The following is a 16616-nucleotide window of genomic DNA, read 5'->3' on the forward strand; positions in this document are numbered from 1 at the left end:
CGAGCAACGGCGATCGAATTCGCTCGACACGGTGCATCCGTCGTCATCGCTGATGTTGACGACGACGGCGCAGCAGAAACCGTCGATCTGATTAGAGACGACGGTGGTGAAGCAGTTGCCGTTCATACCGACGTGACCGATATGGATGATGTCGACGGAATGGTTACAACCGCCGTCGACGAATTCGGAAGCCTCGACTACGCAGTCAACAATGCCGGTATCGGCGGCGCTCAGGCACCGGCTGGCGACCTTGACGAAGCAGAGTGGGAACTCACTATCGACATCAATCTCAATGGTGTCTGGCGGTCACTCCGTGCGGAAGTTGATCAGATGACCAGCCAAGATGGCGGTGGAGTGATCATAAATATGGCGTCCGTCCTTGGTCACGTCGGGTTTCAGAATGCCTCGGCGTACGTGACCGCAAAACATGGCGTCCTCGGACTGACGAAGACAGCAGCGTGGGAATACGCCGATGATGACATCCGTGTCAATGCTGTGTGCCCTGGGTTCATTGCAACAAACATGCTCGATGAAGGCGGTATTACCTCTGATGAAGAACTCCGTCAAGAGATCGCCGGCCGGCATTCACAGAACCGTCTTGGGGAACCAGAAGAGATCGCTTCGGCAGTCGTGTGGCTCTGTTCAGATGCTGCCTCGTTTACGAACGGAGAGCCACTGACTGTCGACAGCGGCTACCGAGGTATTTGAACTGGAGACCCAGATCAACGTCACACGAGCGGCCGCGGTGGAATAGGGTCGAAAGGTGAGGCGATAAAAGACCGAATGGTCGATACTCAGTTCCGGCCGCCTCACCGACTAGCGGTTGTATCGGATCTGGGATGAAAGCCTGCTAAGCCCCCAGAGTGCGTGAAAAGGTACTGGGATAGTCAATGGTCGATGATTCAACAGTGTCTCAGAATTCGTGGCTCTGATTGACCTATCTGCCAAGGACGCACTACCGTGAAAGGTCGAATAGGTATAGCCGGATCCGTTGAAATCCTCAGGCAATGATACGTTTGAAGTGGCACCGGACAGTCCAGGGTACTCACGGATCGCTCAGTATAGGAGACTCACATACCGATCGGTTCGTTGGCCACTCGACGTCTGTCAAGAAAACACGAGATGAAAATTGGACGCAGCACTCCCCGCGGTGCTATTTACTCCACCTGATTTCGTACTCGAGTTCGTACCGTTGTTCGCCGGTTTCCGAATCCGTGAGTCGTTCGAGTTCGATTTCGAATCGAGGACGTTCCGGCACAGTCGCAGTCCGTTCTTCTGCGTCGCCTACTAACGTGACATCTCCGGATTCAATCTGATCGGCAGCATCGCGTAACGCGTCAGCAATCTCCGTTCTCGGCACCCGTTCCTCGGTTTTGAACAGTATCTCTTCGGGCATCAGTTCACACTACGCTCCCGACTGCAATTATAACCACGTGCGAATTCCAAACAGAAGACTATGGCTCTACTGAAATTCTCAGCAAGTGATATATTCTGACTCGGTTGCGGTCGATACAGGGGAACCACCTATCGGTAGGTACTTTGTTCAATTCTCTTGACTTACGATATGGTTTTTCGCAAGAATCTGGTAATGGTCGCCTCTGCCGTGGTGGCCCTCGCTGTTCTTTTCGCCCTACGGGCATTTACGAACTTTGGGGTGGTGTCGAGGTTTGCAATTGTCGCCGTCGCCATAATCGTTACACAATCTGCTCTCGGACGGGTGTATCAGTAAGCACTCTTCAACGACCAGCTTTTTCGGACGATGATTTATCTAAAGAATAGGATGTCAACAGAGCCAGATTTTCGAGATAAAGGGTGCGTAGAACCTAGAACAGATCGTCTGCCAGGTCTCCAAAGATATTTTCCAACCGCCGGACTGCATCTGGCGCAATCCGTTGAGCGGCCATCGGTTCGATGATTCGAGACGCGAACACGGCAGCAGCAAGTTCCTCGTCACTTCCCTTCCGATAATCAACGAATGGTCCATCCGTTTCGATCATCGGACCATGGAGTCGCTCCGAGAGTCTCCTAGCCTGTTCTTTTTCATCCGGCGTTCGGAAGAGCCGAGGTTGCTCTTCGATCCCACTATCCGGACTCCACGCATCATAGAATGCGTGCCCCACTTCGTGTGCAAGCACAATTCCCGTGCGGAACCCAGGGAAGTCGTCTGGGTCTGTCCCGATTTCGATTAAGTTGACCCCACGCCAGTACTTCCCGCGCACAGTCCTATCTTCAAACGCAACATCACGGTTAACGCTGTCAACGTACCCTTCCTCAGTAGCCAACTCGGCAACCTTGCTTGCACGACGCCGCTGTTCGTCAATCGGAATAGTATCTACGAACGGGAAATCGAGCTCCATCATGTTTTCCCGCCACTCCGACAGGGTTCTAGTGACTGGCTCGTTCGACTCTTCATCTCGTTCCCGTTCCGACTCTTCACGTTCGCTATGGAGCTGGCGAGCTTGCTCTAGCGGATCGCCACCCTCTCGAAGCGTGAATGGTGTGTCTTCGTCTCCAAGACGAACAAAGCCGTCATCCAGTTCCTGGATACGATCATCTATTCGATCCGCGAGTGTTGGCGATGGAAAGCGACTCATTCAGCGTCTCCTCGCATCTTATGAGAGGGGCGTAATGTCGCTTGAGGAACTCGCCTCGTCACTGACCCCTGCCTCATCAAAGAAGTCTGGATGAACCTCAGCGAGTTCATCAGCATCGACATAGACGAACTGAACCAAGTTCTCTGCCGCGGTCAGTTTCTCTTTCGCCCGCTGAAGATGCGTATCGACAGTACTTGGGGAGATGTTGAGGATGGCAGCCGTTTCATCACGGCTGAACTCCGCTTTCTCCCGAAGCGCGTATACATGGGCTTGTTTGTGACTAAGCGGCGTCAGATCGCCAAAGTGCCACGCCTGTAGGAGCGCTTTTCCCACGGTCGAGAGTTCAGTCTCTACGTCGGCAGTACTAAATTCTCGAACACAGGCGGACATCAACCGGCTCTCACACTCAATCGTGTACTCCGGTTTGAATTCCTGGTTTTCATAGTGACCGATCAAGATGCTTCCCTGGCCGTGAATGTAGTACGCAGCTAATCCATCGAACTCACCGTCGCCAGTAACGCGTCCAATAAGGACCGCATTCTGGTCCGGAAGCCGTCGAGGAAGACCCTCGAATTCGGTTTCTTCGGAGACGGTTGGCTGATGGGACATCGTCTTGCTACACATTTGTAGCAAAAGGTCAAAAAGCTATCGCCGCTAACCTCACCAGCGACAGAATCGTCTCTCTCGTTGCTGAGTACTGAAGACAATAATAGATACACAACCCTCTCAGACCTAGCCCCGACTGATAATCGGTTTGAGTAACTCCGGTATATTTACTGGTGTGTTCATCTTTTGCGCCTCTATCACGTATCCCTTCCGTGTTAACTTATTTACAGTACTGTAGTGAGGCTGATCATATGGGCGTGGTACTAGGTTGGGTCCGACGCCGGCGATGGACACTATATCTTATTGTGTTTTTTCTGGGGTGGTACGGCTTGCAGTTGAGTGTACTCACGATCTTTGGAGAGGATGTCGCTCAATGGTGGTTCTACTTCGGTAAACCACCGGATACGTTGTCACCGGGAATCATCTTCGGCCCAATCTCACACGATATGTCTAACCTCACTCACATCGGTGGCAACGTCTTTTTTCTTTTCATCGCTGGTGGGTTCGCTGAACCGTACATTGATGGGAAAAAGATTCTGTATGTGGTATTTGGTCTCGGGTATCTTGGAACGTATCTGGCGAATGTGACTGCGTTGGTTCACCAACTATGGATGATTGCTGGTGCTAGCGGGGGTATCCTCGCTTTGTGGGCATATACTGGACTCAAACTACGACACAAAGCCTACGAATACCAGTCGGGGCTGACGTTCTCACGGGACGACCTAGAGCAAATCACTGCAGTGCTTCTAATTCTGGGGACCCCGGTGTTCTTACTACATGAGGCCGTTTTAGCGGCACAGTTTCATAGCGGCCATGTGATCGGTCTGATCTTAGGCTGCGTGTATGTCGGGTATGAAGAATATCTCAAAACACGATGATGAATACGAGTTTGATGTCACTACCGATCCAGAGTCTCTGTTGTCCTTCCGTGTTCATTCACGCCAAGCGTTAACTACTCTCCATAGCAACTATGAGATATGGAATACGTCAACGGTGATGACGTTACGAACAATAAGCATCTGGCAGAGGCAATCGATATGACGCGAGAGGGGAGCGCTCAACCCGGATCTGCTGGCTACGATGAACCAGACAGTGCGGGGGCCGGAATGACGCTTCGTGATTCGTGCTTCCTCGTAGCGATTGAGAAGCTCGAAGAGATCCAGTCCGCGCCTCAGGAGAGTCAAGACGAAATCGACCACGTGTTGCGGATGCTTCGAGAGGAGCGAAACGCGAACAACGAACGCCGTGCTCGTGTTATGGCGGAAGCTCACGAGGTTCTTCAGGATGTCTGGGTGCCGCCGACATAGAATTAGTTGAGCCTTTTCGAACGCACCCTGTACCTGCACGTCTGCATCGTTTTAGAGCATCAACGCGTAGCCTGTGATTGTGAACAGTACAAAGAATAACAGCATCCACGGTGCGGAATGACGTGCCCACGTTGTGAATACTTCTTGTGGGGTGGTATTCGGTGACTGTATGTAGAGGGTGTCATAGAACTATTCACAAGGAGCTGTTTCTACCTAAACAGGGGCCGTCGTCTACCTATTCAATCCTCTACGACCCACCTAGGTGCTTCGTTGAGTTGGACGATCTTGTCGTCATTGTAGTTAAGCGTATCAACGTGTTCCCGTAGGTACCCCCGAGCCCGGGGACTGGTCGTGTCCTGACCCCACTTGAGTTTCGACAGTGGCACGACCTCATAGTCTCCGGTTTCATCGGCCCGCTTGCTTCGGATAATCAGACTCGGGCGCAGAATAGTTTCTCCGCGTTGCTCAGTACGGGCCAACACCACATCACCAGCAACGTACCCTTCATCCTTCTCTGGTTGTTCAATGGTTGACCCAGAGAGTGCGGCAAGACGCCGAATGACGTTGTCGAACGTGTCGCCCGGCCCTTTCATCTGGTTTAGCGCACTCCACGACTCATTCGTGACCTCGATGGTCGTTTTATCGCGTGGCATAGCCGACTGTAGTGGCTACAGAACTATAGTACTGTCGTTGGCGTGGCTACTATGGATACTTATCGTCTGCTGACTCCATCCTCTGTAGTCAACACGCTCTCGTGTCAGTATCTGAGACTTACAACATAGACGGAATAATAGTCATCGCCACTTGGATTCAATAGAGGTTCGGTAGCGAAGTCCGAGTACGGATGTGTTCGCGCAGTCTTTGATTGTTTGCGGTGGGTACTTTTTTCGGGCGTTTTCTATATTCTGATGGCTTTCGATCAGGTGAGTGAGTGCGGCGTCGATAACATCGCTGCGTGGGGGATTATCCGTGGGATCACCTGCAACGATCTGGCTGGCCTGTTCGAAGAGATGTTTCCGTTCATCGTTCAGTTTGAGGCTGGTTCGGTCAGTCATAGATAGTTCCTTTAAGTATTTGAGTATGCACGGGGGGTGCTGTTGCGTCGTTCTGGGGTGAACGAGAGCCGGTTCTTCATAACGGTGGCATCAGCTATCGGTATGATCAGTGGGGAGATAGTCGCTGGCTGGGTCGAATCTATGCACCTGACGTTTCGGTTTGGTGCTTTGAGGTGCATACATTGAGGATTGTGTATACATCTGCGTGTGATCCCGTGGGGTCGGCCTCGAAAACCAGGTTCCTGGTACTTGAACAACCATTTGTGACGCATATATACTGATTCTCCTTGATCCCTGTATAAAGTCGGAAAGTCACTCACAGGATGTACACAGTCACCTGACCGCGTATAGGGACACGGTGCTCTCTTACTAAGCGTTGTGACTTCAGTAAGAGTGCTTTCCGTGCTCGGCTCTACCAACAATCTACATCACAAGAGCGTCAAGAGAATTAAACAAAGTACCTACCGAAAAATGGTTCCTCTGTCTCTGACTGACTCCGTTGGCCGTAGAGGTCAGCGTCTAAACGTGCATCCTATACCCCAACTTGGTAGTTTACCTGCGTACAAATCATAATATGATAAATATTTGTAGAATTCGATTGGTAGGGCTCTTACCGAACCCAGAGTAGGCATCTGTATTCCAATAATTCTGGATAGCGCCTCAGAACCCGGAGAATCCCGTCAACGAACAGCTGACAAATTAGACTCACTCAATTTATACTACTGAACCCTATTGTGGTCAGAGGGATGTTTTGGATTACTGTCCAAGTAAGGTTTTAACCGTGCCGCGGTGACTTAACTAAGTACCAGGATCGTGGTCAGGCGATAGAGGTTCCGTCCTAACTTTATGGGATAGATCCCGAGAGCAACACAGAAAACATACATACCGGATACCCAAACTGAAGATAACCATGGCTCCCTCATCACCCCCAGACGATATTTCAACCTCTGATGAGGATGAGCTACGGGAACACGTTTTGGACGGACTTCGCTTGGCTCTGGACGACGAACTCGCAGGCGGAAGCACGGTAAACCGCCGTGATCTTACAAAGACAGAAGAAGAGAAACTACTCTACTTCGCTATCCGTGATCTCAACCTACCGCTCACGTACAGCTGGTACCTCGCGGGGGTGAAGACAGACTCTGATGCGGGAACTTCGGAACAAACATCTTCCCCGCCAACACCAGGTCCGAATCTGTCGATTGCACCAAGCGCTCACAATGAATCAGGGGATCAGCCTGACGTTTCTTCGGACGTTGAACGGTACAGGGAATACTACAGAGACACTGTTTTCTTTGATGACTATACCCTCAAGGATGTCGTATACACCGGGAAGACCGAATTCCTCTGCGATTTCTACAGAGCCTGTGCAGACGATAAGTATGAGGATCTGTACGTTCACTCCACCAAACTCCGAGAGAAACTTGAACAGATCGATGAGTTAGTTGAAGGCCCCGATCAAGAGACTACTCTAAGTGACTGGGGGAGCGGTAGTGACGATGGTGTCCTTTCCCGAAATGAAGAGAAAAAGTTCCGACGGTTGGTTTCTGAAATCCAGTTAGACATAGCTCGAATGGATGGTTTTGACGAATGTCGTCTCCCTGTACGGAACGCTACAGATGAAATAGAGATTATCCTGACTAAGCTCACACATCTGTCGTCTCTCACCGATAAACAGAAAGAACTCGTGAATAGTCTTGGAGACTTCTTCTATAAGTTCGTATGGCAGTACCCAGCGTTGAAAATATCAAGTAAAACTGCGACAGGCCCGAACGAGGAAGAATTACGGCAGAAGCACGAGGAGAGGTTCTCACGATTCCATACTACGCTTAGTCGGAGAACGCAGGGACTCCGTGAAGAGCGTGTTAAAGTCGGGTTAAGCCCATCCTCGGAAGAATTCACCGCTAATGAAAATAGTGAGATGATGGTGTCTATCCATGAAATGTCCAGGGATTATCTGAGGGGCAATGAATGACAGAGGCAGTCTCGGTGAATGTTGATAATAATATTCTGGTGAATTATCTGTATTCGACGATTCTCGCTGCTGCAACAGATGGAGATGCTGAATTTGAATATGATAAGGGTTGTCGGGAGTATTTCGAGTTACCAGAGATCTATGTAGTCGCTGGTGGGAAAGCCATCGATGAATTCGAAAACCTCTGTGAACGACGCCGGTTGCTGTACCAAGACATAGAGGATTTTATTTTAGAGACCGACAACGATATTTTTGAATACGAGTTGGGATGGGGTGATAGTCATTCCAATTCTAATGACCAGACGCACCTTCGGAAAGGAGTGAAGATGAATATGCATAAGTATGAGAGTACAGCTGAGCAACTCTCAGTGATTCGCCGGTGCTTCCAGCAAATGGGAGAGTGTAAGCGAGTAGTTTTGGATTCCGAACTGGATGAGGCATTTGATCAGTTCAATGATTCTGAATTAAGTACTGAAATCAATCGGCGGTTAGATATTGACCATGATGCCGAAATACTGGTTGATGCCGCCTATATTGAGAAACACCATGGTGTGCAGATACTAGCTTCTACAGACCCGGATATTACGGAAGACGCCCATCAACGAATTGTTTTGCAAGTGATCCACGACATACTTTACCCAGAAATAAATCTCGATATTATAGATCCGAGAGATACAACTGTCCAGACCCTTCTCAGTTAAGTTTGAATATAGAAGATCCCTGTGCATAGATTGCCTTCTGACAAGATTCACGGCACTGGACGGTAGGTCCGGCCACATGTCTTCCCCTCTGCGACTATCAGGTTATAGTGCTCCATTTTAGAGAGGTAGTTCCGAACCATCCGTTTCGTCTTCGGATCAGCCACGCGTTCCGTGTACTCTTCGTACAACTCACTCGGTCCGATCTCCTCGGCGTCCGTGATGACTTCATACAGCGCTTGCTGGTGAGGATTGAGTTTATCGAGGCTTTTCCGGTGAATTTCCGATTTCGCTTCCGGAATCGCTTCCGTAATCACCTCGCGTTTAATCTCACCTACGGCATCTCGGTCTGCATACCGGGCTGCAGTACGAAGAATCCCGATCGCGGTTCGAGCGTCACCGGCAGCTACATCCGCCATAATCTGCAGTTCCGGTGTCTCGACTGCGTCTGGCGATAATCCCCACCGTGCTCGTGCCTCTAAGATAGATACTAATTCACCCTCAGTGTACTGGTCGAACCGTATCCGTTCAGAGCTACTAAATCGACTTCTGAGACGACTGTCCAGATCAGCGAACAACTCTTCTTCTCGAGTATCTGTTTAGCGTCCTCGCTCTCACTGTATTGGCGTTTCAGAACCTCTGTTCCTGAAACAGCGAATGAAAGATCAGTCTTGCCGGTTCACCTGTCGCTCCTGCACTCAACCATCTCCAGAGTTTCCTCGTAACTACAGGGGCACAGGTTATGACCAGCTGTCTGAAACGAATGTTTGGATGTTTACTTCAGGGTTTGGAATCGCTAAGGGATCAACCGAGATATTATTGTTACGAAGGTATCTAACAAACCGGCCGGTGGTTGCTACGGCAGGTTGAAAGATCTCATGAGGCGGTATTGTGACTTCATGCGATGACCAAGTTCCGCCTGCACGGCCGATGTTGTGTTCTTGTGTGCGTACAACTCCTTTTTCTCGTAGATTAGCGATCAGTTGTTGGACCCTTCGCTTTGAGATATTATCAAGATTAAACGATTGACATTCTCTATCGTACTTATCATATAATTCGTCAGTAGAGATTGGCTTTTCATCCATTTTATTGTGAACGGCGATAATAACACAGATCAATTGTTCTTTCGGCGTGAGATCCTGCTTAAATGTGTAATATGTGTTGAGAGCGTCACGAGATTTTGTCGCTGTATCCAAATGAGCTAATGTCACTCTTGACTCATCGTTTCGATACGCTACGTACCCGGCCAACTCAAGCAATTGAAGTGCATCTCTTGCACTCCCTGTTTCCTGAGATATAATTGCCGCACATTTCGGTATTACTGCATCAGCAAGTGCATTTTCCCTGAACGCTTCGTCCGCATGAAGCTTCAAAATTTCCTGTAATTGAGGGGCATCATATGGAGTGGTTTCCAGTATGTTCATATCTGGCCGCTGGAGTACATCCATTGAAATAGACTCAACGAGAGCAGACTCATTACTAATTCCGATTACTCCACATTCTGTCCGGTTTGCTCCGTACGTTGAAATTGACTGCTGTATCTCTTCGAATGGTATTTCACATTCATTGAATTTTTCAAGATTTTCTAATATAATATACCAAACAGTAGATGGATCATCCATTCGTCGTAGAATTACCTTTTCTAACTTATCCTGATGTGTACCACTAGGGTAATCTTCTTCACAAATTCTGCTAGCAAGTTCAACGAATATTTGATATAACGAGGTGTCTTTGTTGCAATTGACCGTCAGAATTTCAATGTCTCTATCAATCTCGTTCTCAAATATTGATAAAAAATGTTGTACGACTGTTCGCTTCCCTGTTCCGTAGTCACCATAAATCAAGAGAGACGGGGCTTGAAAACCATCTATGTACTCTTGAAAGATATTCACTAGCTCAGAGATCGTTTCGTCATGTGCTACGATCTCGTCGGGAGTATACTCATCTCGAAATGGTTGTCTTGTTTTGAATATCATCACTTGTGGTAGATACGAATTAGGGGAATATATGAGTGTGCTATTCAATCAAGTGTTCCATTACGGTTTGAGAGACGACTTTCTTTTTGTGTATTTTAGGTTTGAGTAGAGGAGTGAAGTAGGTATTAATATTATATCCTTGGAACACCCCCACCCCTCATTTCGTTCGTTTCTGTGTTATCGGTGGGGGTAGACTGGCAGTACCGTAAGGACCCCCACCCCTCATTTCGTTCGTTTCTGTGTTATCGGTGGGAGTAGACAAGGGTGTCAAGGTTAGAGGATTGCATTGCGGAAGGCTGCGAAGGCTTTGACCCAGCGATCTACCGATTTCTAGGAGCTATAGTGGGAGAACCGGTTGTAGAAGAGCCTGGTTCGGTATTCCAGCAGGCCGAACCAGGCTTCGACTAGAGAGACTCTATTGAAATCCTCAGCAGATGATAGTTTGTCACCGTCAATCGCTCAGTACAGGGAAAGAGCCAAGCAAAAGCGGCTTGTTTCATCTCATATGAATCAGAGGCGGATTGGAGATATTTTTCTCGGGGTGACGATGGTCTTGATAGGTGTCGCCCCGCTGGGATTCGCCCTAACTGGATGGGGAGACCTGATGGCGGGCAACGGATTCAGTGCAATCTCGGGGAACCTCAAGACACTTGTTGGACTGGTTTCCATAGTCTTTGGGTTAGTTTTAGCCGCAGCAGGCGTCAACGTCGTAAGAAATGGCCGTTCCGAGTCGGACGCACATTCACTCTACTGATTCGGAGAGTATTCTTGCAACTCAGCTAAGAACCGGTGTGTGCAGTAGATTTATGCATCAATATGGTGGACTGCTTCCGGAGAAAGAAGACGTCCAGTGGGTAGAGCGACCCAACTGTTTGGCAAGATTCGGATACGGCCTTGATGGAGAATTTGTTCTTGGTCAAAATCACCGTACACAGTAGCATTTTCATACTCAATTATCTGGTTCTCTGCCAATTCATCTGCAACTTCGTCCCATACTGATGCTGTTGAGATTACCATACTCGATACAGTAGGTTGACAACTGTAGTTTCTTTTGATAACACAGGCGGTACTCAATGCGCAGCTCTCATCGACCGGCTATCTCAGGCGAGAATATCTCTGAAGAAGAGGATTTCAACAGAGCCACTAGAGCCCATTCCCTACGTTTCTCGACGTGGCTCACAGAGATCGAGGTCCTCAAGCGCCCAATTGTTCCACCGTATGCGATCCACGAGTACAACAGGATCGCCGCGACAGCCCTTCAGTACTCGCTTGAGGAACAACAGTGTGTCGAGCTCAGATCGGCCAAGAGGCACCTCGATGTGGATAACCTCGAAGGTGTCCACATCGACTACAGCCCAGACGTAGATCTCGGTATCTTCGAAGTTCAGTTTGGTCTCGTCGATTGCAACCGTCGAATGGTGGTCAAACTCGGGAGCAAACAGATACGCCAATCGATGATACTACTGGCGCACAGCCTCGTATGACTCCCTGACTACCCGCTGGACGCGACGATACGAGAGACCGGCGTGATACAGGAACGCTGCCTCAACGCACTGTTCCGTCGGAGTATCCTCACAGTTCTTGTTCGCGTGCTTTCTCAACTACGCGGTCGAGCATTGTCTGACCACCTATCAGACTGCTTGCCCGCGTTCTCCTTCACGCTAAGATTAATACTCTTTCTCTCTACCTAACTACTATTATTTATTATATCACTAGCATATTATTTATTTATAAAGTTTACTGTATAGGCAATATATATCTAGAAATAGGCTGTAGAGGCCCTATGGATCGAATTTATCTATAACTATCATAAGATCAATGCTACATTTAAATACCTCGAATAAATTCACGGAATCTACAACACTTCGCTATCTCTTGATCATCTTTGCTCGGGTAGAAACGTACGAAATAAGGGGTGTGAGTGAGCGGGTATCAGATGGTTCTTGGAGATCTACCACACCTTGCTAATCTCTTGATCATCCTTGCTCGGGTAGAAACGTACGAAATAAGGGGTGTGAGTGGGCGGGTGTCAGATGAGTGGAAAGGTCAACAGATCGTGCTAACTATTTTCTCCCGGCGTTTGCACAACTCAGCGAAACACGTTGACCGCAAAGCAGTCAATGACCCCGCTCAACAGTACTCTGGTAGGGTTTAGCGTCCGTACGAACCCATAAGGTTACAGTTAATCGACACAAAGTATGCGTATTGTGTTCGAGGACGGCACGCTGCTCTTGGAGAACGCTCCTGAGTCAGTGCCGTATGCTGAGTGGGATGATCGCGTGCGGAATATCGAGCACAAGCGCATCATTACAAGGCCCTGCGAACGTGGGCGCAGGTCAACAGTAGGGACCAAGCGACACTTCACGAATCGGACGCGACTGTTGAAACGCTTGAAGATACAGCGCGCGCCTACAGCGATTTCCATCTGTCGACTGCCGTTGCGATCGAACCCCGCGATTACCAACAAGCCGCCGGGGTACCGGAAACGCGGCGACCGACACCCACGCTCAACTGTGACGTGGAAACAGAACGGCATCAAACACGACGACAAACACGGCCAACTCCGTCTCTCGAAAGGCTGGAACCTCAAAGACGGGCGCTCAGACTTCATTCTCGTAGAGTATGAGACACGACCGGATGTGACCGTTGAGAACATCCAGCAGGTCCGGGCAGTCTGGACCGGCGACCGTTGGGAGCTGCATCTCGTCTGTGAGACAGTAATTCCCGTCGAAGACGCGCCCGGCGACAACACTGCCGGAATCGACCTCGGTATCAGCAACTACCTCGCTATCGACTACGAGGACGGCCCAAGCGAGTTGTACCCCGGCAACCGGCTGAAACAGGACAAGCACTACTTCACCCGCGACGAATACCAGATAGAGGGTGAGAACGGCCCATCAAAGCGGGCGCGTCGTGCCCGCCGGAAACTCTCGCGCCGGAAAGACCACTTCCTGCACACCCTCTCGAAACACATCGTTGAACGATGTATCGAGGAAGAAATCGGCACGATAGCCGTGGGCGACTTGAGTGATATTCGAGAGGACGATGACGGCGACTCACGAGACTGGGGCCAGCGTGGAAACAAGAAACTTCACGGGTGGGAGTTCGACCGCTTCACGCGCCTGCTGGAATACAAAGCCGAAGCATATGGGATACTGGTTGACCGTGTGGACGAGGAAAACACCTCGAAAACCTGCTCCTGTTGTGGACAGATTCGAGACGCTAACCGCGTCGAGCGTGGGCTGTACGTCTGTAACTCGTGTGCAACGACGATGAACGCAGATGTGAACGGTGCGGTGAATATTCGCCGAAAGATAACTCAAACTCCCCCAACCGGGGATATGAGTAACGGCTGCTTGGCACGGCCAGGAGTCTACCTGTTCGATACAACTACGGGTGCGTTCCACCCACAAGAGCAGGCAGACTGCAAACCCTAATATCCCAACGCTCGGGATTCACCCCGCCTGCAAGCGGGTGAGGATGTCAACGTGCAGTACCAGTGTGTAGTAGTTCGCGTGCGTCTAGGATCTGTGGCTGGACTGCTACAGGGTCAGGTCAGTAATTTCCCAGTCTTCAGGGAGATCCTCATCGATGCCGTGTTCGCGGACGAGGGCTCGAATCCGCTGCGCAACATCGTCGGCTAGTTCGAAGTCATACTCTAACTCTTCGTGCCACTCCCAGTAGCGAGGGATCGTCGGCCAAAAATCACTCGCTGCGCCAGCTGGGGCGTCCAGCAAGTGGCGTACTTCGGTGATTTCACCGCTTGGATGCCGGATCGTGTGCTGGATTGCGTCATCTTTCAGGATCTGTTCCAGCAGATCCATAGCCGTATGCTGGTCGGCGTAGAAGGCGTGTTCGAGCATCGGATTCACGACGAAAATATCCGCTGCGGCGTGGTCGTGAACCCGGTCCGCGACCGAATGCTCGGGATGGCCAATCCCCCACCCGTAGGGATGGAGTCCTTCCTTGATGTACCCGTACTCCGCTTCGACATCATCGAGAATCGCTTCGAAGTATTCGAGCGCCTCGACTGGAATTGCCTCGACAGCGTCGCTCACTCGCGTTCGGATAAGATACCGTCCAGTGACATTCTGGATAATCGTCGTCACGTGCGGGAAGTCTTGCGCAGTGGTTGGGTGGTACGCGTCAATGAATTCAGCGAGAAATTCCCACCCATTTGCCCGTGTCGCGTCATCCAATGCAGTGACGAGTGGCTCTCGATAGGTACGTGAGACTTCTTGATACTGGTCAGTGTTGTCTTGCTCGTGGGCAGTGGCCTGTCTCGTTTCGTACGTCGCCATCGCTTGATGAAGCGCGTCGAAGTCATCGTTTTCCACGTCAGCAAGAAGGGAATCCAACTGCTCGCTGTTCACTGGATCGTCGGTTGGAGAGGCGGACGTACTGGATGGCGAACAGTCGTGGAGACGAAGTTGGGTAAGCGTCTCGAATGTGTCGCCACAGTCCTCACACGTATGGCTCATATCCAGCGGTACGGGATCAAACAGAAAAATAGTGGCCACGGGAATTTCTCAGACAGTGCATCTCTGTCCTTGGAAGGAGCTGTTGTGTTGAATAGCGGTATCCTCGTAGATAGTTGAAATCGGACCATCACCGTTAGGCGTTCACAGCGGTGGTCTCAGAATTCGAATGGCCTCACCCCCGCTCAGGGATCGCTATTCAACACGGCACTCGCTACTGGTTCGTTGTTCCACGTACTCGCGTGTTTCTCCTTGCAACACGTATTCCACCTGCTGGAGATCGTCGATCGAACCTGAGCCGGTGACGAACATTGCTGTCTGTAGTTCGGCGATCAGGTCCTCAATTCGCTTGATGACAGCGTCCGACCCGTCAGTGGCTGGTTTCAGGAACGGCTTCGCCAACCCGCCGGCGTTGGCTCCCAAGGCAATCGCTTTTGCCACGTCCAATCCCGTTCGGACACCACCACTCGCAATTACGCAGTCGTGTTCGGCAACACACTCAATTGTACTTGCAGCGGTCGGAATTCCCCACTCTCGAAACAGAGTGCCGATTCGTTTCTGTCGCGGCGCGTTCGCGGCCGCTGCTCGGTAGGCCTCGATTCCGGACCACGTCGTCCCGCCTTTTCCAGCGACATCGATCACATCAACGCCTGCCGCAGTCAGCTCTCGGGCAGTCTCCCCGGAGATCCCGTTGCCCGTTTCCTTGACGATAATCGGCACCGAGAGAGCCTCAGTCACTCGTTTGATCGCAGCTAAACAGTTCCGCCCATCGACATCTCCTTCAGGTTGAGTGGCTTCCTGGAGAAAGTTCAGGTGGACCGCGAGCGCGTCGGCATCGATCATCTCGACTGCCCGCTCGACCATTTCGATGTCATACTCTCGAAGCTGTGCAGCCCCGAGATTCCCGTAGATGAACGCATCGGGCGCAGCATCGCGGGCGACAGTATACGATTCAAGGACGCGTTCGTCGTTGAGTTCGAGGCCTGCTCGCTGGCTACCGAGACCCATAGCGATACCGGTCTCGCTGGCGGCCTGGGCCAGTGCCCGATTAATCTCCGTCGTGTTGTGGTGCCCACCAGTCATACTCTCGATGAAAATCGGGGCAGAGAGGTTGTGACTCAGGAACTCGATAGAAGGGTCGATCGCGTCGTAATCGAGTTCCGGAAGCGCGTTATGAACGAGACGGACATCATCGAAACCCGTACCAGTCGTTTCAACGTCCCGTTCCTGTACAATTTGAAGGTGGTCGTCTTTCCGGTCTTCAGTCTCCGAGGAGTTCTGCGCCGTCATTAGTCGAATTTGTAAAAGGGATGGGAAAACAGTACTGTTGTATCAGTTCAGTTCTATATATTACCGTTGTATAAAAAGTGGAACAAAAGCGTACAGACAGGCGATAATGCTAACGATAAAGAAAGCGGTCGCTAATGGGTCTCCGCTGATTATTAAACCAGTTGCGAGAACTGATACTGCTACAGCATTGACATCCTCCTCCGCGTGAACGCGGAGGAATCCCGAGCGGTGGGAGTTTCAGGTTCGCAACCATGAGTCCGATTTCTTCTTCGGGAACCCGTTTAACCCATCACGAAACGGTGGCTGGCTGGCCATGCCAAATGGCCGTTACTCCTATCCTCGGTGTCGGTGGCTCTCATCTGTTGTTTTTGCCAGCAGGGAGTCGCTGACACGTCGATGGACTTGGAGTTACCTTTGGGCTTGCTCGACCAACGGGCACAGACGAACGCTTCTGGCATTCGCGTTCACCATATTGGTGTTTCGGATATTGTCTCATTGAGTGGCGGGTAGGCCGCCTCCGAAGGTCGTTCGGAATCCGCTCCGTTCCGACCTGACCTTACTGTCATATGGTGGTCTTTGGAACTTCAAAGTACGCATTAGAAACTCAAACTAATCTGTCGAACGTGGATTGATTCCA

The 16616-nt window shown here is 50.6% G+C and carries 18 protein-coding genes; 8 read left to right on the plus strand and 10 right to left on the minus strand.

The window, feature by feature from the left end:
- Positions 1 to 708, plus strand: a 708-nt coding sequence (locus BLV25_RS15145) for an SDR family oxidoreductase (RefSeq protein WP_143114481.1), incomplete at its 5' end; no start/stop codon positions are given.
- Between the two features lie 445 nt (positions 709 to 1153).
- Here the strand turns inward: BLV25_RS15145 and BLV25_RS15150 are convergent.
- From BLV25_RS15150 to BLV25_RS15160, 3 genes are all read right to left on the minus strand, one after another.
- The gene (locus BLV25_RS15150) at positions 1154 to 1396 is read right to left on the minus strand and encodes an amphi-Trp domain-containing protein (RefSeq protein ID WP_092734891.1); all 243 of its coding nucleotides are present in this window, start codon (positions 1394 to 1396) and stop codon (positions 1154 to 1156) included.
- A 427-nt stretch (positions 1397 to 1823) separates the two neighbouring features.
- On the minus strand, positions 1824 to 2594 hold the full coding sequence (locus BLV25_RS15155; protein ID WP_143114482.1) for a hypothetical protein: 771 nt from the start codon (positions 2592 to 2594) through the stop codon (positions 1824 to 1826).
- An 18-nt stretch (positions 2595 to 2612) separates the two neighbouring features.
- On the minus strand, positions 2613 to 3203 hold the full coding sequence (locus BLV25_RS15160) for an RNA polymerase sigma factor (RefSeq protein WP_176819511.1): 591 nt from the start codon (positions 3201 to 3203) through the stop codon (positions 2613 to 2615).
- 248 nt (positions 3204 to 3451) lie between these two features.
- Between BLV25_RS15160 and BLV25_RS15165 the strand changes: the two genes are divergently transcribed.
- Together BLV25_RS15165 and BLV25_RS15170 are read left to right on the plus strand one after the other, a co-directional pair.
- Positions 3452 to 4078 carry a rhomboid family intramembrane serine protease gene (locus BLV25_RS15165; RefSeq protein ID WP_092734900.1) on the plus strand — a complete coding sequence of 209 codons (627 nt, stop codon included), beginning with the start codon at positions 3452 to 3454 and terminating at the stop codon, positions 4076 to 4078.
- Between the two features lie 99 nt (positions 4079 to 4177).
- Positions 4178 to 4507, plus strand: a complete 330-nt coding sequence (locus BLV25_RS15170; RefSeq protein WP_092734903.1) for a hypothetical protein — start codon at positions 4178 to 4180, stop codon at positions 4505 to 4507.
- A 239-nt stretch (positions 4508 to 4746) separates the two neighbouring features.
- On the opposite strand, the gene BLV25_RS15175 is transcribed toward BLV25_RS15170, so the two are convergent.
- Together BLV25_RS15175 and BLV25_RS15180 are read right to left on the minus strand one after the other, a co-directional pair.
- Positions 4747 to 5160, minus strand: a complete 414-nt coding sequence (locus tag BLV25_RS15175) for a hypothetical protein (protein WP_092734906.1) — start codon at positions 5158 to 5160, stop codon at positions 4747 to 4749.
- Between the two features lie 141 nt (positions 5161 to 5301).
- Entirely contained in the window at positions 5302 to 5562 is a 261-nt protein-coding gene (locus BLV25_RS15180; RefSeq protein WP_092734909.1) for a DUF7386 family protein, read from the minus strand.
- Positions 5563 to 6472: 910 nt separating this feature from the next.
- Here BLV25_RS15180 and BLV25_RS17015 point away from each other — a divergent pair.
- On the plus strand, positions 6473 to 7537 hold the full coding sequence (locus BLV25_RS17015; RefSeq protein ID WP_143114483.1) for a hypothetical protein: 1065 nt from the start codon (positions 6473 to 6475) through the stop codon (positions 7535 to 7537).
- A complete protein-coding gene (locus BLV25_RS15185; RefSeq protein ID WP_092734912.1) occupies positions 7534 to 8238 on the plus strand; it encodes a hypothetical protein in 705 nt (234 codons plus the stop codon). The genes BLV25_RS17015 and BLV25_RS15185 overlap by 4 nt, the downstream gene beginning before the upstream one ends.
- A 47-nt stretch (positions 8239 to 8285) precedes the next feature.
- On the opposite strand, the gene BLV25_RS15190 is transcribed toward BLV25_RS15185, so the two are convergent.
- Together BLV25_RS15190 and BLV25_RS15195 are read right to left on the minus strand one after the other, a co-directional pair.
- Positions 8286 to 8813, minus strand: coding sequence for a Cdc6/Cdc18 family protein (locus BLV25_RS15190; protein WP_394327133.1), 528 nt, complete (start codon positions 8811 to 8813; stop codon positions 8286 to 8288).
- Between the two features lie 162 nt (positions 8814 to 8975).
- Positions 8976 to 10211, minus strand: coding sequence for a Cdc6/Cdc18 family protein (locus tag BLV25_RS15195; RefSeq protein ID WP_092734918.1), 1236 nt, complete (start codon positions 10209 to 10211; stop codon positions 8976 to 8978).
- Positions 10212 to 10716: 505 nt separating this feature from the next.
- Between BLV25_RS15195 and BLV25_RS17020 the strand changes: the two genes are divergently transcribed.
- A complete protein-coding gene (locus tag BLV25_RS17020; protein ID WP_143114484.1) occupies positions 10717 to 10965 on the plus strand; it encodes a hypothetical protein in 249 nt (82 codons plus the stop codon).
- Between the two features lie 50 nt (positions 10966 to 11015).
- On the opposite strand, the gene BLV25_RS15200 is transcribed toward BLV25_RS17020, so the two are convergent.
- Positions 11016 to 11228 carry a hypothetical protein gene (locus tag BLV25_RS15200; RefSeq protein ID WP_092734921.1) on the minus strand — a complete coding sequence of 71 codons (213 nt, stop codon included), beginning with the start codon at positions 11226 to 11228 and terminating at the stop codon, positions 11016 to 11018.
- A gap of 56 nt (positions 11229 to 11284) precedes the next feature.
- Between BLV25_RS15200 and BLV25_RS18040 the strand changes: the two genes are divergently transcribed.
- Together BLV25_RS18040 and BLV25_RS15210 are read left to right on the plus strand one after the other, a co-directional pair.
- A complete protein-coding gene (locus BLV25_RS18040) occupies positions 11285 to 11695 on the plus strand; it encodes a hypothetical protein (RefSeq protein WP_092734924.1) in 411 nt (136 codons plus the stop codon).
- A 714-nt stretch (positions 11696 to 12409) separates the two neighbouring features.
- Entirely contained in the window at positions 12410 to 13648 is a 1239-nt protein-coding gene (locus tag BLV25_RS15210) for an RNA-guided endonuclease TnpB family protein (protein WP_321166992.1), read from the plus strand.
- A 105-nt stretch (positions 13649 to 13753) separates the two neighbouring features.
- Here BLV25_RS15210 and BLV25_RS15215 read toward each other — a convergent pair whose 3' ends face one another.
- Together BLV25_RS15215 and fni are read right to left on the minus strand one after the other, a co-directional pair.
- Positions 13754 to 14584 (minus strand): hypothetical protein, encoded by an 831-nt coding sequence (locus tag BLV25_RS15215; RefSeq protein ID WP_218128654.1) that lies wholly within the window; start codon positions 14582 to 14584, stop codon positions 13754 to 13756.
- A 300-nt stretch (positions 14585 to 14884) separates the two neighbouring features.
- Positions 14885 to 15979 (minus strand): type 2 isopentenyl-diphosphate Delta-isomerase, encoded by a 1095-nt coding sequence (gene fni / locus BLV25_RS15220; RefSeq protein WP_092734930.1) that lies wholly within the window; start codon positions 15977 to 15979, stop codon positions 14885 to 14887.
- Positions 15980 to 16616: the final 637 nt, after the last annotated feature.

Origin of the sequence: Halopenitus persicus, assembly GCF_900107205.1 — an archaeon.
In the GTDB taxonomy this organism is placed as follows: domain Archaea; phylum Halobacteriota; class Halobacteria; order Halobacteriales; family Haloferacaceae; genus Halopenitus; species Halopenitus persicus.